Genomic DNA, 20,485 nt, shown 5'->3' with positions numbered 1-20,485 from the left:
GCGAAAACGCCGCGGGTCAGGTCAGCGATGTCTTGGATGGAGAGTTCGCGAGGTCAGCGCGTACTCGACGCGCCCTCACGGATAGGGGGCTGATCGCAGGACGGATTGGAAACGGCATCGTTGAACGATGAAGCCAAAGTCAATACCGCGTTGAATCCGTAGGACATGATACCTCCCCGTCCTGCCGTGATCGCTCACGGCAAGGTCCTGCGTGTCTAAAAGACAGCCACTCCTGGAATGCTCCAATTGCGGATGCCCTGCCCGTCTTTTCGTATCGTCCGTTCGGCTACGCCATCATGCGTGTCGGGGTAGTCTCGAGATGCCTCTCATATCCCCCTCGCGCGATCGCTGAGATATCGCTTGGAGACGTCAAGACAAAGAGCTACCGTTCCCATATTGCTATGGGTTTTTGATCCGACAATCGCTTGTTGAAGCGTCGCCTACGTGCACACCGCCGCCGATTTGCACGCCCGCCCCGTTTCCCAAACCGCGCTGGTCTCAAGATCGTGGGCGCCGCGAACGACTTAAGGAATACACTATGCGCAAAGACTCGCAACGAAATTGATTCACACTTGAGGCATCAAAAAACTTGACCAGCGTTAACGCCGCGCACGAGTTGTACACAGCCTCGAGACCAAGTTTTTGGATTCGTGCACAGATTCGAAAATGCGGCGCATCATGTGACAATGACTCCCCAATCGCCAAAAAATTTTTACAAAAGCGTCACGCTCGCGACGCGCGAGCGAATTTTCCAAATGCTTGTCGCCGCTATGTCGATAAGTGGTTAGCGAGACACCGTTTTTTGAGTCTCGTTTCAGAGGGTAACCCGTCGTGGAAACGCGTTCCGGTGAAACTACGGTGTGCAGAACTCTGGCGCGCGGGAATTCAACTTAGGCCCGCGCCGCAGGGGTTTTTCGCAGCGCAGTGAAAGTTTCCGCTGTTGCAAAAACAGCGACAGGTGAAATTACGGACGCAGCCTGGCGAAGCCGCGAAGACTCTTCCAGCCGAAGATCGCTCGCCCAAAGACCGCAAGCGGGAAGTGACCACAAACGGTAATTGTGACAGGCAGCAAAAAGCCCGGCGTGAAAGCCGGGCTGATTGACGTGCGCGATGTTCGCTTCGACCGATCGCGTGAAGCGACCGGCTTCGCGCGACGAACTTTACTTCGCGAGCCTACTTGGCGAGCTTGGCGATCTGCGCGGTGAGGCGCGAGACTTTGCGGCTGGCGTTGTTCTTGTGAATGATGTTGCGCTGGGCGGCGCGCATCAGCGCGGGCTCGGCAGCGGCCAGCGCCTTCGCGGCGGCGGCGCGGTCGCCGGTCTTGATGGCTTCTTCGACGTTACGCACGGCGCCGCGCATCTGGGTGCGGCGCGACTTGTTGACGGCGGTGCGGCGGGCGATCTTGCGCGTCGCTTTCTTGGCAGAGGTAGTGTTGGCCATGGTCTCAATGTCCTTTGCGGGTACCGGTCGCGTCTTGGTCGGGTAGCGCCGGCAGCTTGACCGCGGAATCGACGCTCGGATTTAGGGTGTTCGGTTGCTGGGCCGTTCCCGGAACATGAGCGAAAAGCCTTGCGGCTCTCTCTGAGGCCCCAAAAGAGCCTGCAACTGCTCAAAGAACAGCGGCGGCAGGATTGCGCCCGCCGCCAGTTGGCGCCCTTATAGAGGGGGTCTTTGGCACCGTCAACGCTTTCGGGGTTGGAAAAGCAGGCTTCCGGCGTGCCAGGAGGGGGGCGTAACGCCCTGATGAGGTTGAATTTCTGCCGTCTCCCGGCTATTGGCTGGCGGCGTCGATAGGGGTCGTCCGACCGGACGATCAATTGGGGTGGGGTATGATCCGCGGCTTTTTCCGACTGATTGGCCTGTTGCTGCTGGCCGGCGGGTTCTTCTTCATGGTCTATGACGGCGCCCGCTGGGTGGCCGACCAGACCCTCCGCTTCACCCGGTTCGGCCAGTTCTGGAACGACATCAACCAGGCCAGCCAATCGGCCTTCCGTGCCTGGGTCGAGGCCAAGGCGCCCTGGCTCTGGACCTCGGTGATCCGCCTCGTGCTGGACCAGCCGGTGTTCGCCGTCCTCGGCATCCTCGGCATTTTGCTGATGATCCTGTTCCGACCGCGCAAGCCGCTGATCGGTTATTCCCGCGACTGAGCTCCCGGGGGCCGTAACAAGACTGCCTCTCGTTGCGTAAACACCTATATTCCCACTCGATCGCGAGCACGCCGCCTGAAGCATCTGGCTCGGGCGACGCACATCTCGTTTGCGGAGGTTCATCATGCTGTTCATGCGCAAGTCCACCGCATTGCCGAGCGCAGCCGACGCGCTGCCCGGCCGTGCGCAAGCCATTCCCACCGCGAGCATCCATTTCGTCAACGGCGCAAGATTGCAGCCGCCTTATCCCGCAGGTCTCGAGCAGGCCGTGTTCGGGCTCGGCTGCTTCTGGGGCGCCGAGCGCAAATTCTGGGAGCTCGGCGACGGCATCTATTCCACCGCCGTCGGCTATGCCGGCGGCCACACGCCGAACCCGACCTATGAAGAGACCTGCTCGGGCCGTACCGGCCACACCGAAGTGGTGCTGGTCGTGTTCGATCCGACGAGGGTCTCCTACGAGAAGCTGCTGAAGACTTTCTGGGAGAACCACAACCCGACGCAGGGCATGCGCCAGGGCAACGATGTCGGCACGCAATACAGAAGCGCGATCTACACCTTCTCCGATGCGCAGAAGAAAGCCGCCGACGAGTCGAAGGCGCTTTATCAGAAGGCGCTCAGCGCAAAGGGCCTGGGGGCCATCACCACCGAGATCGCGACCGCGGGTCCGTTCTATTTCGCAGAGGACTATCATCAGCAATATCTGGCGAAGAATCCCGCCGGCTATTGCGGCCTCGGTGGCACCGGCGTGTCGTGTCCCATCGGCGTGGGTGTGAGCGCTTAAGGCATTCGGTAACGCCACGAGCACCGCTGCACCTCTCCCGCTTGCCGAGCGGGAGAGGGGGCGCACCGAGCAAGTCCCCTCAACCCTTTATTAACCATAACCGGTGCAAGACTGGACCTGTCTCGGTTGTAGGGATGGTCCGGTGCGGGTTCTGCGCGCGTTTCGATGGTCGATCTTGGCAGCGTCCGCCGCGCTGGCCCTGGGCGGCTGCATGCAGACCGCCGGCCCTGTCGCGATGGTGCAACCCCGTCCCGATCTCGACGCCATGGCCTACGGCCAGCCCTACGGCGCTCCGCCGCCGGTCGTCGTTGCCAACAGCGGCGGCGGTGCCATCGATGCGCTCACCAATTCCTTTGCCGCGGGTCCTGCACCCGTTCCGGTCGCCTATGGCGGACCGGTGATGGCCGCGCCCGTGCGTTACGACGCTTCCTATCACCTCGACGCCGGCGACAAGCTGCGCGTCGTGGTCTACGGCCAGGAAGGTCTCACCAACAGCTACGCCATCGATGCCGGCGGTTCCATCACCATGCCGCTGATCGGCGCGGTGCCGGCGCGCGGCCGCACCACGGCGGGGCTCGCCAGAGAAATCGCCGCGCGCCTGCGCAACGGCTATATCCGTGAGCCTTCCGTCGCCGTGGAGATCGACTCCTATCGTCCGTTCTTCATTCTCGGCGAAGTCGCAGCCCCCGGCCAATATCCGTACGTGCCCAACATGACGGTCGAGAGCGCGGTGGCGATCGCCGGCGGCTTCTCGCCGCGCGCCAAGCGCGACGTGGTCACCGTGACCCACACCGAGAATGGCGGCGCCATGCGTGCCGTCGTGCCGCTCGGCACCCCCGTCAGCCCCGGCGACACCGTGTTCGTCGGCGAGCGCTGGTTCTAGAAGCTTCAGCCCGATCCCATCCTTTCGTCATTCCGGGGCGCGCGTAGCGCGAACCCGGAATCCATACTCCCGATGGTGGTTATGGATTCCGGGCCCGCTTCGCTTCGCGGCGCATCCCGGAATGACGGATAGGGTCACCGCCTGAAATCCAGCCGCCCATTCGGAAAGCATCCGTCGATCCTGAAGGCGTCGACCACGCGCCCGATCCACGGCCTGACGATCGCGGGATTGGTCAGGTTGATGTATTTCCCGATCAGGCCATTGCCGCTCTCGCGCACAGCGTCGATCAGCCCGTGGCGTCGGCCATTGTCCCAGTCGAACCGCAGATAAATGCGCTCACCGACGACGCGCACCTCCGCGCGTCCTTGCTTCCATGCTTCGGGCGTATCGCCTGACATGGTCGGATCGGCGCCGCCGTTCCAGCGGCTGGCCCAGGCGCCTTCGAGCGGGTCGCCGATTGCGGGAACGGTCGCCCAATGCGCCGCATTGCCGTCGGCGGCATCGCCGGCAAGCGAAGCCGATATCGCATAGTGCATGACGTCGGCATCGCCGGGATCAGGCACGTCCAGGGTACCGAACGGGTTGCGGATGACGATGTTCGTGTTGGCCTGCTGCATGACGCTCTCCCGGCGTGAACTGGCTCGATCAGCCAGCTCTATCGTCGGGTGGTGTGGTGCAGCCACCCGATTTCTGCTCGGAGGGCAGCGCGGCGCAACTCTCTGCTCTCGTCATTCCGGGCCTGCACCGCTCCGCGGCGTATCCCGGAATGACGGTGGAGAGAGACGGCCCGTGTGCCTTACGTCAAATGCTTCGCAAAGAACGCCATGCTGCGCGGCCAGGCGATGTCGGAACTGGCCTTGTCGTAGCTCGGCCGCTCGTCGCAATGGAAGCCGTGCTGGGCGCCCGGATAGATGAAGACCTCGACATCGGGCCGCTTCGTCTTGACGGTCTCGACGTCGGCGAGGGGAATGCCGGCATCCTTCTCGCCGAAATGCAACTGCGTCGGCACCTTCGGCTTCTCGTCGGCGAAGCGCACCACGGCGCCGCCGTAATAGCCGATCGCGGCCTTGAGGCCGTTCAGCCGCGTCGCCGCGACAAAGGCGACGCTGCCGCCGAGACAGAAGCCGATGATGCCGACCAGGCCGACGCTCTTCACCGCGTCGATCGCAGCCTGCGTGTCGCGCAGCATCGCGCTCCAATCGGGATTGGCGACGAACTTGCGCGCTTCGGCGATCTCGTCGGGCGTGTAGCCGGACTGGAAGCCCGGCGTGGTTCGGTCGAAGATCGACGGCGCGATCGCGACATAGCCTTCGCCGGCGAGGCGGTCGCAGACCGAACGGATGTGATGATTGACGCCAAAGATCTCCTGGATCACCACCACCGCGCCCTTCGGGTTGCCCGAGGGATCGGCGCGATAGGCGCCGAGCTGGAAATTGTCGGAGGCCGTCAGTTTGATGTCTTGTCCCACGCGGGTTGTCCTTCTTGGTTGATCGTCAATGCGGGCGCTTGTCTTTGCCCGTCACTCCCACATCCAGTTCTCGCCGTAATCCTCCTTCCATCCTGCCAGCCGTCCGTGACGGAATTGCAGGAACAGGCGGTGGCGATAGGGGATCAGTCCGCTGCCGCCGATGTCGCGGAGCGCGAGATAGATTTCATTGCCGGGACGTCCGCGGACGTATCGCAGGGGCTGCCCCAGCGCGTGCGCGGTCTGCTCCGCGTCCATCCCGAACGCCAGGGGCGCGTTGTTCGATAGGCTGTCGACGAAGGGACGGCGCGGCGGCACCGTGCCGAAGGGTTCGGCCCGCGCGGACGCCGCCATGATGAGAAGCGCCGCGCCCGCAGCCGCCAATGCCCGCTTCATCGTCATGACCCTCACCTCGCCGCCTATTCCGGCAAGTTCTTCAGGAAAGGCGCCACGGCGTCAACAAAAGCCTTGGGCTGATCGATGTTGACGGCGTGTCCGGCCGCGGGGATCACGACCTTTTGTGCGCCCGGAATCTTGGCCGCCATGTAATCCGACGCCGCCAGGAACGGCGTGTCGTCGGCGCCGACCACGATCAGCGACGGCACTCTTATATTCGGCAACAACTCCATCACCGCGGCGTCGCGCTGGGTCAGCATGCCGCGCGCGGCCATCGCCAGGCCCCTGGCGTTGCGATGGCTGGCGGTGGCGCGCTCGCGCGTGGCTGCTTTCAGCACGTCGAGACCTTCACGATCGAGCTTGTCGGCGGTGGCGAACGCACGCGCGTTCCACGCCTCGCGCGCGTCGTCCTTCCTGAAGCCGGGACCGGTGTCGATGATCAGCAGCGCGCGCGTGCGCGAGGGATGGGCGCGATAGAATGCGAGCGACATGTAGCCGCCGAGCGAGAGGCCGCCGATGATGGCGCGCGGGGCGCCGGCCGCATCGAGGATCGCCGCGATGTCGCCGACCGTCAGCGCCTCGCTGTAGGCTTTGGGATCGTCAGGGTAATCGGACTGTCCGTGGCCGCGCATGTCCCACAAGATCAGCTTGTGATCGCGCGCGAGCGCGTCGACCTGACCATGCCACATCGCCGAGGTCGAGGAATAGCCGTGCGTGAGCAGCAGCGGCGGCCCGTCACCGTGCACTTCGTAATAAATGCCGACGCCTTCACGATCGATCCTTGGCATTGCGCCACCCTTATTTTGTTTTGGTTCGATCCATCCTAGCCTGCGAGGTTACTCGGAGGAAACCGCCGCGATCGCAATGATACGCATGCTTGTCGTGTTGCTAGTTGCGTTCAGTCGCTAGCGTCAGCGCTGTTCTCGCAACGCACAACAGGCAGATGCCGCGATAGCTTCAATCGATTCCAGATTGCATTTGCCTCTGCGCACGAACCCGATCATTCTCGCGCGCAAGGCGGTCGCTGACCCGGTGGGCGGCCGCCATTCAAGTTGCCGCCGTAAGCGGCTTCATGCACCGGCAGGGGAAGACGCCTATGCCAACGCTCACGATCAACGGGCGGAGTATGTCCGTGGATGCGGCAAACGACACGCCGCTCCTTTGGGCCATCCGCGAGCAATTGCAGATGACCGGCACGAAATTCGGCTGCGGTGCCGGCCTGTGCGGTGCCTGCACCGTGCACGTCAACGGCGAAGCCGTGCGCTCGTGCCAGACCATGGTCGGCGACGTCGCCGGCAAGAAGATCACCACCATCGAGGGCCTGTCGGCCAAGGGCGATCATCCCCTGCAGAAGGCGTGGATTGCCGAGCAGGTGCCGCAATGCGGCTACTGCCAGTCCGGGCAGATCATGCAGGCGGCTTCGCTGCTGGCGAAGAATGCCAACCCGACCAAGGAAGAGGTCGTGGCACATATGGACGGCAATCTCTGCCGCTGCATGACCTATTCGCGGATCCAGAAGGCGATCATGCGCGCCGCCACCGAGATGCGTACCGCATCCGCCGCCGGCAACGAGCGGAGGCACACATGAACGAGCACGTGAAGAACGTCATGCCAGAGACGACCGATCTCAGCCGCCGCTCATTCCTGGTCGGCACCGCCGCCGCCGGCCTCGTGCTCGGCTATGCCGGCGTGCCCGGCATTGGTGAAGCGCTCGCCGCGGCCCCGGCCAATTTCGAGCCGAGCGTCTGGTACGCGATCGCGCCCGATGGCCTGGTCACCGTGACCTGCGGCAAGGCCGACATGGGTCAGCACATCGCTTCCACCATGGCGCAGATCGTCTGCGAGGAACTGGGCGCGAAGTGGAGCGACATGCGGGTCAACCTCGCTTCCAACGATCCGAAGTTCAACGACCCGGTCCTCGGTGCGCAGATCACCGGCGGCAGCTGGTCGACCATGATGAACTTCGACGCGATGAGCCGGGCGGGTGCCGCCGGGCGCATGGCGCTCGCAGAGGGCGCGGCCGCGTCCATGGGCGTGCCCGCGGGCGAACTCGTGGTGCGCGATTCCGTGATCTCGCATCCGAAGTCGAAGAAGCAGATGTCGTTCGCCGACGTCGTCAAGAGCGGCAAGGCGACCAAGACCTTCACGCCTGACGAGCTCAAGGCGATCAAGCTGAAGACGCCGGATCAATACACCATGATCGGCGTGTCGGTGCCGCAGCTCGACATCCCCTCCAAGACCAACGGCACGGCCAAGTACGGCATCGACGTGATGATTCCGGGCATGGCCTATGGCGCGCTCGTCACGCCGCCGGTGCGCTTCGGCGCGACGGTGAAATCGGTCGACGACAACGCTGCGAAGAAGGTGCCTGGCTTCATCAAGGCCGTTACAATCGACGACAAGACCCAGACGACGTCGGGCTGGGTGGTTGCCGTCGCCAGCACCTATGCCAACGCCAAGAAGGCGGCGGCGGCGCTGAAGATCAGCTATGACGGCGGCCCGAATGCAAAACTGTCCAGCCAGTCGCTGCTCGACGAAGCCATGCGGCTTCAGAAGCTCGATGATTCCGGCCAGTTCTTCGTCAAGGACGGCGATGTCGCAGCCGCGCTCGGCACGGCGGCCAAGGTGCTGGAGGCGGAGTACACCACCAGCATCAACATCCACGCGCCGATGGAGCCGATGAACGCCACTGCGGAGTTCAAGGGCGACATCCTGCACATCTATTCCGGCAATCAGTTCGCGACGCGCTCCGGCGCGATTGCGGCGGGAGCTGCCGGGATCGATCCGAAGTTCGTGGTGATGCACCAGATGTGGCTCGGCGGCGGCTTCGGCCGCAGGCTGGACGCCGACATGATGGTGCCGGCGGTGCAGGCGGCCAAGGCCGTCGGCAAGCCGGTGAAGGTGATCTACACGCGCGAGAACGACATGACGATGGATTTCTCGCGTCCGCTCACCTACCAGAAAGTGAAGGCCGGCGTGGACGGCGACGGCAAGCTCGTCGCGCTCAGCCACGACGTGGTCTCGGCCTGGCCGACCGCGCGCTGGGGCATCCCCGACTTCCTGTCGCCCTCGGTCGACAAGAAGGGCCCGCTCGACGCGTTCACAGTGAACGGTTCGGACTTCTTCTATACCGTGCCGAACCACAATGTGCGCGCGATCAAGAACGAGATGGCGCACAACGCCACCCCGTCGGGCCAGCTCCGTTCGGTGGCGCCGGGTTGGACCTTCTGGGCGGTCGAGAGCATGATCGACGAGATCGCGGCGGCGACCGGCAAGGACCCGGCGCAATTTCGCATCTCGCTGCTCGACGGTGCCGGCAAGAACGACGGTGGCGCGCAGCGGCTGCGCAACACTCTGCTCGCCGCGATGGGCCTTGCCGGTTACGGCACCAAGAAGCTCCCCAAGGGAGAAGGCATGGGCGTCGCCTGCGTGTCGTCGCAGGAGCGTGCGACCGCAAGCTGGACCGCTTGCGTCGCGCATGTGGCCGTCGCGCCGTCGGGCGAGGTGACCGTGAAGAAGCTCACGGTCGCAACCGATGTCGGCACGCAGGTGCATCCCGACAACATCCGCGCCCAGGTCGAGGGTGCGGCGCTGTGGGGCCTGTCGCTTGCGATGCACGAGAAAGCGACGCTGAAGGACGGTGGCATCGAGCAGACCAATTTCGATAGCTACAGGCCCTTGCGCATGAGCCAGATGCCTGAGGTCGCGGTCGCCGTGATCGCCAATGGCGAGAAGGCCACCGGCGTTGGCGAGCCCGCGGTGACGGTCGTCGCCCCCGCGATCGGTAACGCCATCTTCAATGCTTCGGGCGCTCGCGTCCGGGCGCTGCCGATCACGGCGGAAGCCGTGAAAGGCGCGATGAAGGCGTAAGCTGCGTCTTGCAGTTGTGAGGTGAGACGTCCGCCGGAGGGGCACCTCCGGCGGACTTTTTTTGCGAAAAGCTCAGCATTTTCAATGGTCCTCCTACTGTGCATGGGGTTGTTTTCGCCGTTGGGGGAAACCCGACCCGTAAAATTGCGTGCAATTTCGGCAGGTTCGGTTGAGCACGCCTCTTAAGGGCCGGAGAACCTGATCCGGCATAGGCTGACGCCAAAGACAGTCCCGTGCTTTTGGGGAAGCCATGAACGCGCCAGCCAAATCCGCCGCCAAACGCCGGCTTCTGCTCGCCTCCGACCGGAGCGATGCGAGCACCGAGCTCGCCAGCATCCTGAAGGCCGTCGGCGACGTCTCGACGGTGACGACGCAGGAGATCCCCGAGCAGCCGTCGCGCGATCTCTCCGGCCTCGTGGTCGACATCAATTTGCGCTCGCCCGAAAGCGTGCAGCGCGTGCGCAACAAGCTGCGCGGCGATGCCTATCGCTCGATGCCGCGTCTGTTCGTGCTCGCCGACGCGCTGCATCACGGCACCATGCAGGCCTGGGCGCTCGGCGCCACCGACACCATCTCGCGCCCGTTGCAGCCCGAGGCGATCCTGCAGCGCATCCGCGCGGCGTTCCCCGACACGGCGACCTACGACGCGACCGATCGCGGCAAGACGCTGAACCGCGGCGTCGAGGCGGCGCACGCGGTGCTGGCGAAGATGTTCGAGAAGCTGCCGCTCGGCGTGCCCCTGACCTTCGACGACGTCATCGCCGCCGAGAACAAGATCCTGAAGGCGATCAAGCACTCCTCGCTGCGCGAGTGGCTCACCACCGTCGGCTGCCACCATGTCGGCAGCTATCGGCATTGCCTGTTCGTCACCGGCTTCGCCGTCGCCTTCGCCCAGCATCTCGGCATGCGCGAGGACGACCAGCGCCGCCTGACCCGCGCCGCGCTGCTGCACGATGTCGGCAAGGCCTTCGTTGCTTCCAACCTGCTCGACAAGCCCGGCAAGCTCTCCGACGAGGAGATGGCCGAAGTCCGCCAGCATCCGCGCCGCGGCTATGATGCGCTCGCGGCCCAGGGCGGCTTCCCGCCGGAGATGCTCGACGTCGTGCTGCATCACCACGAATTCCTCGACGGCAGCGGCTATCCCAACGGCCTGTCGTCGAACCAGATCAGCGACATCGTGCGCCTGACGACGATCGTCGACATCTACGCAGCTCTCGTCGAGAAGCGCGCCTACCGCATGCCCTTCACCCACTCGCGTGCCTTCGCGATGATGGAAGGCATGGGCGGCAAGCTGGACCAGCAGCTCCTGCAGGCGTTCCGTCCGGTGGCGCTGGGATCGTTCTGATCCCGCGCCGCTACCCCAGCATCTTCCTGAGCTCTGCCTTCGCCACCTTCTCCAGGGTCGAGCGCGGCATGTCGTCGACGAGGCGGATCTCGCGCGGCACCTTGAAGTCGGCGAGGCCCTTGCGGCAGGCCGTCATCACGCGGTCCTGCAGGTCAGGTGCGGCGCCCGCGACGCCGCCATGCGGGATGATGAAGACGACGGGCACCTCGTCCAGCATTGGATGCTTCTTCGCAACCACAGCGGCCTCGCGCACGCCAGGGACGATGGCAATCACCTGCTCGATCTCGGATGCCGCGACATTCTCGCCGCCGACCTTCAACATATCCTTGGCGCGGTCGCCGAACCTGATGAAGCCGTTTGCGAGGCGCTCGACGCGGTCGCCCGTGAGGAAGAAGCCGTGCTCGTCAAAGCTCTCCCGCGTCGCCTTCTCGTTGTGCAGATACTCGGCGAACAGCGACAGGCCGGGAATGCCCTTGATCGCGAGATTGCCGGTGTCGCCGACCGCGGTGGGCCGTCCATCATCGTCAGTGATGCGGATCTGGTATTCCGGCGCGGGGCGGCCGATCGACATCGGGATGTTGGGCTGGTCGATCTCGCCGATGATGCCGTGCGTGATGGTCTCGGTCATGCCCCACCAGCCGATGATCTTGACGCCGAACGCGGCGAAGGCCGGCGGCTCGTTGACCGCCGTGCCCCACAAGCGGAATTTGTGATCCCCAGGGATCTCCTGCTCGAGCAGCGCCTTCATGCAGAACGGGATGGTCGAGGTCCAGGTCGAGCCATGCTCGCGCGCGACGCGCCAGAACCGGCTCGCGGAAAAGCGCGGCTGGATCACGCAGGTGGCCCCGACCCACAGCGCCGCCAGCATGGAATAGGCCAGCGCATTGGTGTGGAACAAAGGCAGATAGGTCTGGTGCACGTCACCGGCGTGCAGGTCCTCGTGCGCAGCGTTGATCTTGGCGCCCCACAGCGCGTTGGCGTGGGTCCACAGCACCGCCTTCGGCCGCGACGTCGTGCCCGACGTGTACTGCACGCTGCAAGGCGCGAGCGGATCGGTCGCACGCTTCGGCCGATCGGCGCTGTCGGCGAACAGGGACTCAAAGCTATCGCCGCGCGAAACCGCCTGCGTGGGTGCGGCGCCCGCATCGTGCGAGGTCACCGCCAGCCAGCGAATGTTGCGGCAGTTCTGCGCGACGATTTCCGCATAGGCCGGCTGCGTGATCGCAGCGACCGCGCCGCAATGATCGGCGAAATACTCGATCTCCGCCGGCGCCGAGCGCGTGTTGGTAGTGACGGCAATTGCACCGAGTTCGACGCAGGCGAACCAGGCGAGCAGCGCCTCGATGCAATTGTCCAGGTGAATGAGCACGTACTCGCCCGGCTTCACGCTGCGCCGGGCGAGCCCCGCTGCGAGCGCGCCGACCCGCTCGTGGAATTCGCCGTAGCTCCAGCGCCGCGCCGGCGCGTCGAACGGCGCCCAGATCAGAAATGGATGATCACGCCGAACCTCGGCGCGCATCTTGAGAAGCCACGGCACGTCGAGCCCATCGAACGGGCTCGCGATACCAGTTGAGGTTTGTTGAATGGCCATGAGTCCTCCCGTGCGGCCGGCATCTTGATGGCGGCCGCCCTTCTATTATTGCGTTTTCCTGCCATCACATGGTGCGGGGCGCAAACCAGGAGGGGCGTCGTTCGCCGTCTAATCCTCGTACGACGAAATCTCGATCAGGCTGCCGTCCGGATCCCGGCAATAGACCGAGCGCAGCGTGCCGCGGGCGCCCTGCTTGGGAACCGGGCCTTGTTCGATCGCGACGCCATGCGCCTTCAAATGCGCCACCACCTCGTCGGGGGTCGAGGACGTGAGGAAGCACAGATCCTCGCTGCCGGCGGTCTGGTGGTCGGCGGTGAACCACTCCACCTTGTCGGCGTCGCGCGGCCGGACGTTGATCTTCTGTTGACCAAACTGAAGTGAGGTCCGCGGCGCTTTGCCGCCGCCGGGATCGAACACCTTGACTTCCATGCCGAGGATCTTGCGATACCACTCGGTGGTGACAGCGACGTCGGCGACGTTGATCACGAGGTGATCGAGGGCCTGGACCTTGACGGGCATGCCTTATCCTTTCGTCGCCATGAGCCTGGCGCACTTTTCGCAAAGGGCGGGCTTTGTTACAACGCCGCTGACGCCGCCACCAAGAACAACACTGGGAGAACCCTCGAGATGATCACTCGCCGTTCCGCGCTGGGCCTGCTCGCCGCCACCCCGCTTGCAGCCAGCCCGCTGTCGAAAGCCTTTGCAGCGGACTATCCGTCCCGGCCGGTGAAGTTCGTGGTCGGTTATCCGCCGGGCGGCGCCACCGATATTCTGGCGCGGTTGATCGGCCAGCGGTTGTCGGAGCGGCTCGGCCAGCAATTCGTGATCGAGAACAAGCCGGGCGCCGGCAACAATATCGGCACCGAATCCGTCGTCAACGCCGAGCCCGACGGCTACACCGTGCTGCTGGTCAATCCAGCGAACTACATCAACTCCACGCTCTACGCCAACCTCAAGTTCAACTTCGTCAGTGATATCGCGCCGATCGCCGCGTTCCAGCGCGTGCCGAACGTGATGACCGTGAACAAGGACGTGCCGGCAAAGACCGTCGCCGAGTTCATCGAGTATGTGAAGGCCAATCCCGGCAAGGTGAACATGGCTTCCTCAGGCAACGGCACCTCGGTGCATCTGTCCGGCGAAATGTTCATGGCGATGACCGGCTGCAAGATGCAGCATGTACCCTATCGCGGCGCAGCGCCCGCCATCACCGACATGCTCGGCGGCCAGGTGCAGGTGATCTTCGACAACATGCCCTCGATCATCCAGCACATCCGCTCTGGCTCGCTTCGCGCGCTCGGCGTCACCACGGCGCAGCGCTCGCCGCAACTGCCCGACGTGCCGGCGATCGGCGAGACCGTGAAAGGCTACGAGGCGAGCGCGCTGTTCGGCATGGGCGCACCGAAGAACATGCCCAAGGACCTGATCGCCAAGCTCAACAACGAGGTGAACACGCTCATGAAGGAGCCCGAGATGACCAAGCGCCTGGTCGAGCTCGGCGGCGATCCGCTGGTGGAGACGCCAGAGGCGTTCGGCAAGGACATCGAGGCCGAGACCGCCAAGTGGAAGAAGGTCGTCGAGTTCGCCGGCCTCAAGGTTGAGTAGCAGTCTCGTGATCGACCACGAATGAAGCCCCGCCGGAAGGCGGGGCTTTTTGCTTGCGTGGGTTTCCCCTTGACGGAATGGCATCCGCGCGTATGCTAAACCGTATGGTTAAGTATCAGGACGCGACGCTCGATCGCACCTTCGCCGCGCTGTCCGATCCGACCCGGCGCGCATTGCTGGCGCGTCTCGGCGAAAAGGACGGCCTGTCGGTGAGCGAGCTGGCGGCGCCGTTCGCGATCTCGCTGCCCGCAATCATGAAGCATCTCGACGTGCTCACGGACGCGGGCCTGATCGTACGCGAGAAGACCGGGCGTACGGTGTCCTGCCGGCTCAGCGCGCATCCGATGGAGCGGGCGATGAACTGGCTCAATCGCTATGCGCAATTCTGGTCCGAGAGGTTCGACCGCCTTGCCGACTTTGTGGAGGACAAACCATGGTCAACGCAGCCGCCGGTGCCGCCGAACGCGCAAGCGAAGGTCCAAGCCTCACGCTCACGCGGCGCCTCCGCGCGCGGCCGGAAAAAGTCTTCGCCGCCTGGACGCAGGCCGCGCAGCTAGTGCAGTGGTTCGGGCCGCCGAGCATGAAGCCGGCAACGCTGAAGGCCGAGCTCGATGTTCGTACCGGCGGCCGCTATCGCATCTCGTTCACGCGCGACGACGGCGAGTATTTCGAGGCCGGCGGCATCTACCGCGAGGTGGTGCCGAACGAGCGCCTGGTCTTCACCTGGGCCTGGCATTCGACGCCCGAGCGCGAATCGCTGGTGACGATCTCGCTGAAGCCCGACAGCGCCGGCACGTTGATGATCTTCCATCACGCCCAGTTCTTCGACGAGACCGCGCGCGACAACCACCAGCGCGGCTGGAGGTCGTTCATCGACAAGCTCGAGAGCTTCGTCGCCTGATCTTCGTCCGAGGAGGATACCATGCAGCAACATCAGATCGTCTCGCGCGAGCAATGGGTCGCCGCCCGCAAAGCCCATCTGGCGCACGAAAAGGAGTTTTCGCAGGCGCGCGAGCGACTGGCCGAGGAGCGCCGCGCGCTGCCCTGGGTGAAGGTCGACAAGAACTACGTGTTCGACGGGCCGAATGGCAAGGTGACGCTCGGCGATCTCTTCAAGGGCCGCCCGCAGCTCGTGGTCCAGCACGTGATGTTCGCACCGGACTGGGAGGCGGCCTGCAAGAGCTGCTCGTTCTGGGTCGACGGGTTCGAGCGCATGGTGCCGCATCTGGCGGCGCGCGACACCACCATGGTCGCAGTCTCGCTGGCGCCAGTCGAAAAGCTCGAGGCGTTCAAGAAACGCATGGGCTGGAGTTTTGACTGGGTGTCGTCAGGCGGCAGCGACTTCAACTACGATTACGAGGTCTCGTTTACGCCTGAGCAGATCGATCGGGGCGTACCGAAATACAATTTCGGCACCACACCGTTCTATGGGCCCGAGCTGCCCGGCATCAGCGTGTTCTTCCGCAACGAAGCCGGCGAGATCTTTCATACCTACTCTTGCTTCGCCCGCGGCCTCGACATGATGAACGCCGCTTATCAATATCTCGACCTCACTCCGCTCGGCCGTCACGAAGACGGGTTGCCGTATCCGATGGATTGGGTCCGCCTGCGGGACCAGTACGAGCCACAGGCGAAGGGCGCTTGCTGTCACGGGTGAGGGGGCGTTCACAGATGTGGTCCTGGTTTTTGCTAGGTTTCGCCAGGGCGACGCCGGAAGGGAGGCACCACTGGCGGCGACCTTACTTCTTCGCGTCCGCCTGTTCCGTGCCGTTGCACGAGATCAGCATCGTATAGGCGCGTGCGTTTCCGGCGATGTCGGTGGTCTTGAGTTCGCCCTTCGGCTCGGCCGTCTGGTACGGCACCACCGAATTGTCGAGGAAGTCGCGTAGCGCGCCGGTCTTGATGGCGAAGTTGATGTTTTCGGGGATGCTGCCGGTCGCGGCGGCGACTCGCAATCCATCGAGCTTCCCGGTGACGACGCCAACGACCTGGCCGGTCGTATCGAATAGCGGGCCTCCGCTGTTGCCGGGCTGCACGGGCGCGCTGATCTGCAGGAAGCGTGAATCGTTGCGCATGCCGCTGAGCGAGCTCACAATGCCCGTCGTCACTGTGAAGTCCGAGGTCAGCAATCCGTGGAACGGAAAGCCGATCGTCACGACGGAATCGCCGGAGCGGATCGAACGGTCGCGGATCCGGGCAAACTCCTTGAATGTCGCGGTCGAGAGCGCCTGCAACAGAGCGAGATCGTTGTTTGCGTCGCTCGACACGACGCGCAACACCATCGCGGCTTCACCGGTGAGATTGCCCTTGAGCTCGCTGCAACCGTCGATCACGTGGTTGTTGGTGACGATGTGCCCGCTGGCGCTGACCACGAAGCCGGTGCCAAAGCCGGAGCTGCTCTTTGCTCCTCTGCCGGCCTTGCTTGCCGGCGATGATCCCTGCTTGTCCGCCGTTACTGCCGGCCTCGCGGCACTCTTCGCAAAATCGCCGGCCTTGCTCAGCCCGTCGGCCTTCACGCGATTTACGCAGTTGGCCAATGCGGCGATCACCGGCCCGGTCGAGGTCAGGTCGAAATTCAGGACAGCGCGGCCGGCTGTTGCGACCATGAGGCTCGCCTTTTGAAATCTACGCGCGACGTTGACCGGCATGACGGCCGTAAGCATGTTGGTCTGATAGGCCGTGGCGTACAGCCTGGCTTGCTCCTGCCCGTCAAACGTCACGTCGATCGCAGCATTCTCGCCCTTGTTGAAGTGGTAGCTGGGACTTGCGAAGGCCAGCGACCATATGCCGGTGACATTTTGGCTTACGACAAGGTTGACGCCGTTTGCATACGGTGCCGTTGCGGCGCAATGGGAGAAGGCGCCGGTCTGGTCGTTGCTGAAGGCGCCGCCGATCCAGTTGCCGACATTGATGGAGCCGAACGGTCCCGCCGCATGCGCTAGCCCCGCAAAAGCCAGTTGCAGCACAGCCGCAACGGCAAACGACCTCAACCACATGACTTCCCCCCGGACACTTTGGCCGCATCTTAGCTGCACGAGCGGGTGGCGCGCAACCAGCAGTTGTCTGTGCAGATATCGTCTCCGTCGAGCGACCTTCCGGCTTGCCTTTACTTTGCGGCGCGGTATACTTTGCGATACAAAGTATCTGGACAAGCCGGTCCATGAACCCGGTGGAGCGGAGTCTTGGCATTGCCGATGCGCGATCTCGACAAGGCGCTGGCCGACATCGTGGCGATCCGCAGCCAGATTGCGGCCGGCACGGCGTTCCGCGGTTACGGTCCGGCGACGATGGCCGCGACCGGCGCGGTCGCACTCGTCACCGCCATCCTGCAGTTCTGGTTGCTCGGCGATCCGACCGGCGAGCCGCTCGGTTTCTTTCTCGGCTGGTTCATTGCAGCCGCGCTATCCGGCCTGATGATCTGGATCGAGATGCGTGCGCGTTCGCATCGTCATCATTCCGGCCTTGCCGATGCCATGATCCACCAGGCGGTCGAGCAGTTCCTGCCTGCGGGCGTCGCAGGCGTCCTGCTTGCGGTGGTGATGTGGAAGTTCGCAAGCGAGACGCTGTGGCTGCTGCCGGGCCTGTGGCAGATCCTAGTGTCGCTCGGCATTTTCGCGTCCGTCCGCTCGTTGCCGCGCAGCGTGGCGTTCGCGGGAGCCTGGTACTTCGTCTCGGGCTTTGCGGTGGTGGTGCTGGCGAGCCAGACACACATGCTGTCGCCTTGGACCATGGGGTTGCCCTTCGTGATCGGCCAGTCGGTGATGGCGGCCATTCTGTATTTCGCGTCCGGAGACAACGATGTCGAAGACTGACAGCGCGCCTTTCTCCTATGAAGGGCTCGACCGTGTGATCCACGAGAAGGCGAGGCTCGGGCTTCTGACCTCGCTGATGGCGCACCCGAAAGGGCTTGCGTTCGCCGATCTGAAGCAGCTCTGCGGGCTCACCGACGGCAATCTCAGCCGGCACCTCGCCGTGCTCCAGGAGGCCGGCCTCGTCGAGGTCACCAAGGGCTATGAGGGCAATCGCCCGCACACCACCTGCCGCCTCACCAAGGCTGGCCGCCGCCGCTTCCTCGACTATCTCGCCGTGCTCGAGCGGCTGGTGCGCGACGCCGCCAAGGCCGCCGGCCGCGAGGCGTCGCCGCTCGGCCGCCTCGGCTTTCTTTCGACCTGATCGTCCCCTTTTTTGACCGGAGACTTTGCGATGCAAAGTGACGTCACGTCCCACAACGAGAAGCTTCACGTCGGCATCATCATGGACGGCAACGGACGATGGGCGACGCGGCGCGGGCTGTCGCGCGTGCGCGGCCACGAGGCCGGCGTCGAGACCATCCGCCGCATCGTCGAGGCCGCACCCAGGCAGGGCATCGGCACGCTGACGCTTTATGCCTTCTCGACCGACAATTGGCGCAGGCCCAAGGCCGAGGTTGCAGCCCTGATGACGCTGCTGCGCCTCTATCTCGCCAATGAAGTGCAGAGCCTGGTGAAGAACGGCGTGCGCCTCAACGTGATCGGCCGTCGCGATCGCTTGCCTGACGGCATCGCCACCGCAATTGCGCGTGCAGAAGACGCGACCGCGCGCGGCACCACGCTGCATCTGCGGATCGCCGTCGACTATTCCGCGCGTGAGGCCATCCTGAACGCCGCGGCGAAGGCGGCTGCGCTGACCAGCCTGACCCGCGAGGCCTTCTCGCAGCTCGTCACTGGCGAAGCTGGCCTCCGCGACGTCGATCTCATCATCCGTACCTCGGGAGAGAAGCGGCTGTCGGATTTCCTGCTCTGGGAAGGTGCCTATGCCGAGCTGCATTTCACCGAGAGGATGTGGCCCGAATTCGATGCGGGCGATCTCGCCGCGGCGTTGGCCTCCTTCCACGGCCGCGAGCGTCGCTTCGGCGGTCTCCAGGCGATCATGCCGGAAGAGGTGCCCGCACTCTCGCGGGCCTGACACCGAGGCGGAGCTGGGCAAGGGCCTCCGCCGCGGTTCTCGCACGATGAGGCGAACCGCTTCGCGCCGGATGTAGTGCTGTGCGGCGGCATGCGCAAAAACCGCTGCATCTCCCCGCGGATCGTGCTCTACTGCCGTCTCTTACGGGAGTATGCGGCGATGCGCGCGGTTCTGGATTGTTGCACCGGTGGAACGGAGCGGAGGATTGCCGCCGGCACCGATCTGGTGACAGAGGGCGGCGCTTCCGGCCATCTCTATGTGCTGATGGACGGCAAGCTCGAGGTGCTCAAGGGCGAGATGATCGTCGCCACCGTCACGGAGCCGGGTGCGGTCCTGGGCGAGATGTCGGTGTTGCTGGGAGTGCCGCATACTGCGACCGTACGAGCCTGTAGCGACACGGTCGTCTACGAGTTCGAGGATGCTGCCTCGCTCCTCAAGCAGCAGCCGGAGCTCGCGCTCTTGCTCGCGCGCATGCTGGCGCAGCGGCTCAATGCCGCCAACACCTATCTCGCCGATCTCAAGCGCCAATATGCCGGCCACGGCACGCATCTCGCCATGGTCGGCGAGGTGCTCCAGAGCATGATCAACCTGCCGCCGCTCGAGGTCTCGCCAGGCTCGGATCGGAAATCCGATCCAAGGATGTGAGCCAGTCCGGCGGCTCGGTGACATGGGACGCCGGCCGCTTCAGCGGTGCGCCGAGATCGATCCACTGCGCTTCGCCGGCCGCCAGCCAGAACGCCCTGTTCTCATCGAGATCAAGCACGATGCGTGTCGGCGGGCGTCCCGGCTGCAGGCCGGCGTTGAACACCCAGGTCTGGCCTATCAGGTCGTACCACGAGCCGTCCTTGATGAAGGGCGATTGGTGCACATGGCCCGAGATCACCATCGAGGGCTGATACTGCATGATCCACTGCACCACTTCGACATCGCCGAAGAAGCGCTTGCCGCCCCAGCTCGTCGGTGAATCGGCCGGCGGCGCATGATGCGCCCAGATCCAGCGCCGTGGGTGATCGACCGCGGCATCGCGCAACTGGTCGACGATGCGCTGCTTCACCAGCGGTCCGTCCCACCACGGGCACACCGTGAACAGCGTATCGCCGATGGTGAGATTGTCGCCGTCGCAGGCAATGCCAAGCTCGCGGACCTCTGAAATCCAGCGGGAGATCTTCTCGCCTTCCGCGTTGCGCTCGTCGAGGTCGTGGTTTCCGGAGCAGAGGATGACGCGGGTCTTCGACGCGATCATCGCCAGGTACTTTTTCACCACCACGATCTGGGCACGGAAATCCACCATCGAGCCGACGTCCAGCGCGTCGCCCGCGAAGATCACCAGATCGAACTGCGGCGCCGCGCTAACCAGCCAGTCGAGCTGCGGCAGCGAATAGTGCAGGTCGGCCACGACCAGGCAGCGCATTGGGGATCCGTCGGCGGGAGTGTGAAAGTATTTGGGAATTTCAAAACGTC

23 protein-coding genes are annotated in these 20,485 nt (G+C 64.3%); 14 read left to right on the top strand and 9 right to left on the bottom strand.

Features of this window, described 5'->3' with window-relative positions; genetic code table 11:
* Positions 1–1,173: 1,173 nt before the first annotated feature.
* Positions 1,174–1,440, bottom strand: coding sequence for a 30S ribosomal protein S20 (rpsT, locus tag QY049_RS30720; protein WP_092289289.1), 267 nt, complete (start codon positions 1,438–1,440; stop codon positions 1,174–1,176).
* Positions 1,441–1,829: 389 nt separating this feature from the next.
* Between rpsT and QY049_RS30715 the strand changes: the two genes are divergently transcribed.
* From QY049_RS30715 to QY049_RS30705, 3 genes are all read left to right on the top strand, one after another.
* Positions 1,830–2,147, top strand: coding sequence for a hypothetical protein (locus tag QY049_RS30715; protein WP_258764333.1), 318 nt, complete (start codon positions 1,830–1,832; stop codon positions 2,145–2,147).
* 124 nt (positions 2,148–2,271) lie between these two features.
* Positions 2,272–2,928 (top strand): peptide-methionine (S)-S-oxide reductase MsrA, encoded by a 657-nt coding sequence (msrA, locus tag QY049_RS30710; protein ID WP_258764332.1) that lies wholly within the window; start codon positions 2,272–2,274, stop codon positions 2,926–2,928.
* Positions 2,929–3,070: 142 nt separating this feature from the next.
* Positions 3,071–3,811, top strand: coding sequence for a polysaccharide biosynthesis/export family protein (locus QY049_RS30705; protein WP_246755663.1), 741 nt, complete (start codon positions 3,071–3,073; stop codon positions 3,809–3,811).
* 134 nt (positions 3,812–3,945) lie between these two features.
* Here QY049_RS30705 and QY049_RS30700 read toward each other — a convergent pair whose 3' ends face one another.
* From QY049_RS30700 to QY049_RS30685, 4 genes are all read right to left on the bottom strand, one after another.
* Positions 3,946–4,428: a hypothetical protein gene (locus tag QY049_RS30700; RefSeq protein WP_194478614.1), complete on the bottom strand. Its 483-nt coding sequence runs from the start codon at positions 4,426–4,428 to the stop codon at positions 3,946–3,948.
* A gap of 179 nt (positions 4,429–4,607) precedes the next feature.
* Positions 4,608–5,279, bottom strand: a complete 672-nt coding sequence (locus QY049_RS30695) for a dienelactone hydrolase family protein (RefSeq protein WP_258764331.1) — start codon at positions 5,277–5,279, stop codon at positions 4,608–4,610.
* 51 nt (positions 5,280–5,330) lie between these two features.
* Complete coding sequence (locus QY049_RS30690; protein ID WP_258767093.1) at positions 5,331–5,672, bottom strand: hypothetical protein; 342 nt, start codon at positions 5,670–5,672, stop codon at positions 5,331–5,333.
* 23 nt (positions 5,673–5,695) lie between these two features.
* Entirely contained in the window at positions 5,696–6,460 is a 765-nt protein-coding gene (locus tag QY049_RS30685) for an alpha/beta fold hydrolase (protein WP_258764330.1), read from the bottom strand.
* 308 nt (positions 6,461–6,768) lie between these two features.
* Between QY049_RS30685 and QY049_RS30680 the strand changes: the two genes are divergently transcribed.
* The 3 genes from QY049_RS30680 (at position 6,769) to QY049_RS30670 (ending at position 10,887) form a co-directional block, all read left to right on the top strand.
* Positions 6,769–7,260 carry a (2Fe-2S)-binding protein gene (locus tag QY049_RS30680; RefSeq protein ID WP_194478611.1) on the top strand — a complete coding sequence of 164 codons (492 nt, stop codon included), beginning with the start codon at positions 6,769–6,771 and terminating at the stop codon, positions 7,258–7,260.
* The gene (locus QY049_RS30675; RefSeq protein ID WP_258764329.1) at positions 7,257–9,542 is read left to right on the top strand and encodes a xanthine dehydrogenase family protein molybdopterin-binding subunit; all 2,286 of its coding nucleotides are present in this window, start codon (positions 7,257–7,259) and stop codon (positions 9,540–9,542) included. Before QY049_RS30680 ends, QY049_RS30675 begins: the two co-directional genes overlap by 4 nt.
* A 250-nt stretch (positions 9,543–9,792) precedes the next feature.
* On the top strand, positions 9,793–10,887 hold the full coding sequence (locus tag QY049_RS30670) for an HD-GYP domain-containing protein (protein WP_194478609.1): 1,095 nt from the start codon (positions 9,793–9,795) through the stop codon (positions 10,885–10,887).
* 10 nt (positions 10,888–10,897) lie between these two features.
* On the opposite strand, the gene QY049_RS30665 is transcribed toward QY049_RS30670, so the two are convergent.
* The gene (locus tag QY049_RS30665; protein ID WP_258764328.1) at positions 10,898–12,478 is read right to left on the bottom strand and encodes an ATP-dependent acyl-CoA ligase; all 1,581 of its coding nucleotides are present in this window, start codon (positions 12,476–12,478) and stop codon (positions 10,898–10,900) included.
* Positions 12,479–12,586: 108 nt separating this feature from the next.
* Positions 12,587–12,997, bottom strand: a complete 411-nt coding sequence (locus QY049_RS30660; protein WP_258764327.1) for a VOC family protein — start codon at positions 12,995–12,997, stop codon at positions 12,587–12,589.
* Between the two features lie 108 nt (positions 12,998–13,105).
* On the opposite strand from QY049_RS30660, the gene QY049_RS30655 reads away from it, so the two are divergent.
* The 4 genes from QY049_RS30655 (at position 13,106) to QY049_RS30640 (ending at position 15,737) form a co-directional block, all read left to right on the top strand.
* A complete protein-coding gene (locus QY049_RS30655; protein ID WP_258764326.1) occupies positions 13,106–14,080 on the top strand; it encodes a tripartite tricarboxylate transporter substrate binding protein in 975 nt (324 codons plus the stop codon).
* A 104-nt stretch (positions 14,081–14,184) separates the two neighbouring features.
* Positions 14,185–14,637, top strand: coding sequence for a helix-turn-helix transcriptional regulator (locus tag QY049_RS30650; protein ID WP_194478605.1), 453 nt, complete (start codon positions 14,185–14,187; stop codon positions 14,635–14,637).
* Positions 14,637–14,981, top strand: coding sequence for an SRPBCC domain-containing protein (locus tag QY049_RS30645; protein WP_258764325.1), 345 nt, complete (start codon positions 14,637–14,639; stop codon positions 14,979–14,981). The genes QY049_RS30650 and QY049_RS30645 overlap by 1 nt, the downstream gene beginning before the upstream one ends.
* Before the next feature lie 21 nt (positions 14,982–15,002).
* On the top strand, positions 15,003–15,737 hold the full coding sequence (locus tag QY049_RS30640; RefSeq protein WP_258764324.1) for a thioredoxin family protein: 735 nt from the start codon (positions 15,003–15,005) through the stop codon (positions 15,735–15,737).
* Positions 15,738–15,819: 82 nt separating this feature from the next.
* Here QY049_RS30640 and QY049_RS30635 read toward each other — a convergent pair whose 3' ends face one another.
* Positions 15,820–17,076, bottom strand: coding sequence for a S1C family serine protease (locus QY049_RS30635; RefSeq protein WP_301270376.1), 1,257 nt, complete (start codon positions 17,074–17,076; stop codon positions 15,820–15,822).
* Positions 17,077–17,274: 198 nt separating this feature from the next.
* Here QY049_RS30635 and QY049_RS30630 point away from each other — a divergent pair, with 198 nt between their 5' ends.
* The 4 genes from QY049_RS30630 to QY049_RS30615 all read left to right on the top strand — a co-directional run bounded on the left by QY049_RS30630 (position 17,275) and on the right by QY049_RS30615 (position 19,669).
* On the top strand, positions 17,275–17,892 hold the full coding sequence (locus QY049_RS30630; protein ID WP_258767092.1) for a hypothetical protein: 618 nt from the start codon (positions 17,275–17,277) through the stop codon (positions 17,890–17,892).
* Positions 17,879–18,253: a transcriptional regulator gene (locus QY049_RS30625; RefSeq protein ID WP_194478601.1), complete on the top strand. Its 375-nt coding sequence runs from the start codon at positions 17,879–17,881 to the stop codon at positions 18,251–18,253. The genes QY049_RS30630 and QY049_RS30625 overlap by 14 nt, the downstream gene beginning before the upstream one ends.
* A gap of 30 nt (positions 18,254–18,283) precedes the next feature.
* Positions 18,284–19,024 carry a di-trans,poly-cis-decaprenylcistransferase gene (locus QY049_RS30620; RefSeq protein ID WP_258764322.1) on the top strand — a complete coding sequence of 247 codons (741 nt, stop codon included), beginning with the start codon at positions 18,284–18,286 and terminating at the stop codon, positions 19,022–19,024.
* A gap of 159 nt (positions 19,025–19,183) precedes the next feature.
* A complete protein-coding gene (locus tag QY049_RS30615) occupies positions 19,184–19,669 on the top strand; it encodes a Crp/Fnr family transcriptional regulator (protein ID WP_258764321.1) in 486 nt (161 codons plus the stop codon).
* On the opposite strand, the gene QY049_RS30610 is transcribed toward QY049_RS30615, so the two are convergent.
* Positions 19,608–20,435, bottom strand: coding sequence for a metallophosphoesterase (locus tag QY049_RS30610; protein WP_194478599.1), 828 nt, complete (start codon positions 20,433–20,435; stop codon positions 19,608–19,610). The two genes, QY049_RS30615 and QY049_RS30610, sit on opposite strands and share 62 nt — an antisense overlap.
* Positions 20,436–20,485: the final 50 nt, after the last annotated feature.

It is taken from the genome of Bradyrhizobium sp. WYCCWR 13022, assembly GCF_030435535.1.
Taxonomy (GTDB): Bacteria; Pseudomonadota; Alphaproteobacteria; order Rhizobiales; family Xanthobacteraceae; genus Bradyrhizobium.
The sequence above is the reverse complement of the archived record's forward strand: the minus strand, read 5'-3'. Positions and strand labels throughout refer to the sequence as shown.

What these genes read in the sequence shown, in the direction of transcription:
- rpsT (WP_092289289.1), bottom strand. Translation starts at nt 1,440, where the DNA reads ATGGCCAACACTACCTCTGCCAAGAAAGCGACGCGCAAGATCGCCCGC.
- QY049_RS30715 (WP_258764333.1), top strand. Translation starts at nt 1,830, where the DNA reads ATGATCCGCGGCTTTTTCCGACTGATTGGCCTGTTGCTGCTGGCCGGC.
- msrA (WP_258764332.1), top strand. Translation starts at nt 2,272, where the DNA reads ATGCTGTTCATGCGCAAGTCCACCGCATTGCCGAGCGCAGCCGACGCG.
- QY049_RS30700 (WP_194478614.1), bottom strand. Translation starts at nt 4,428, where the DNA reads ATGCAGCAGGCCAACACGAACATCGTCATCCGCAACCCGTTCGGTACC.
- QY049_RS30690 (WP_258767093.1), bottom strand. Translation starts at nt 5,672, where the DNA reads ATGAAGCGGGCATTGGCGGCTGCGGGCGCGGCGCTTCTCATCATGGCG.
- QY049_RS30685 (WP_258764330.1), bottom strand. Translation starts at nt 6,460, where the DNA reads ATGCCAAGGATCGATCGTGAAGGCGTCGGCATTTATTACGAAGTGCAC.
- QY049_RS30680 (WP_194478611.1), top strand. Translation starts at nt 6,769, where the DNA reads ATGCCAACGCTCACGATCAACGGGCGGAGTATGTCCGTGGATGCGGCA.
- QY049_RS30675 (WP_258764329.1), top strand. Translation starts at nt 7,257, where the DNA reads ATGAACGAGCACGTGAAGAACGTCATGCCAGAGACGACCGATCTCAGC.
- QY049_RS30670 (WP_194478609.1), top strand. Translation starts at nt 9,793, where the DNA reads ATGAACGCGCCAGCCAAATCCGCCGCCAAACGCCGGCTTCTGCTCGCC.
- QY049_RS30665 (WP_258764328.1), bottom strand. Translation starts at nt 12,478, where the DNA reads ATGGCCATTCAACAAACCTCAACTGGTATCGCGAGCCCGTTCGATGGG.
- QY049_RS30660 (WP_258764327.1), bottom strand. Translation starts at nt 12,997, where the DNA reads ATGCCCGTCAAGGTCCAGGCCCTCGATCACCTCGTGATCAACGTCGCC.
- QY049_RS30655 (WP_258764326.1), top strand. Translation starts at nt 13,106, where the DNA reads ATGATCACTCGCCGTTCCGCGCTGGGCCTGCTCGCCGCCACCCCGCTT.
- QY049_RS30650 (WP_194478605.1), top strand. Translation starts at nt 14,185, where the DNA reads ATGGTTAAGTATCAGGACGCGACGCTCGATCGCACCTTCGCCGCGCTG.
- QY049_RS30640 (WP_258764324.1), top strand. Translation starts at nt 15,003, where the DNA reads ATGCAGCAACATCAGATCGTCTCGCGCGAGCAATGGGTCGCCGCCCGC.
- QY049_RS30635 (WP_301270376.1), bottom strand. Translation starts at nt 17,076, where the DNA reads ATGTGGTTGAGGTCGTTTGCCGTTGCGGCTGTGCTGCAACTGGCTTTT.
- QY049_RS30630 (WP_258767092.1), top strand. Translation starts at nt 17,275, where the DNA reads ATGCGCGATCTCGACAAGGCGCTGGCCGACATCGTGGCGATCCGCAGC.
- QY049_RS30625 (WP_194478601.1), top strand. Translation starts at nt 17,879, where the DNA reads ATGTCGAAGACTGACAGCGCGCCTTTCTCCTATGAAGGGCTCGACCGT.
- QY049_RS30620 (WP_258764322.1), top strand. Translation starts at nt 18,284, where the DNA reads ATGCAAAGTGACGTCACGTCCCACAACGAGAAGCTTCACGTCGGCATC.
- QY049_RS30615 (WP_258764321.1), top strand. Translation starts at nt 19,184, where the DNA reads ATGCGCGCGGTTCTGGATTGTTGCACCGGTGGAACGGAGCGGAGGATT.
- QY049_RS30610 (WP_194478599.1), bottom strand. Translation starts at nt 20,435, where the DNA reads ATGCGCTGCCTGGTCGTGGCCGACCTGCACTATTCGCTGCCGCAGCTC.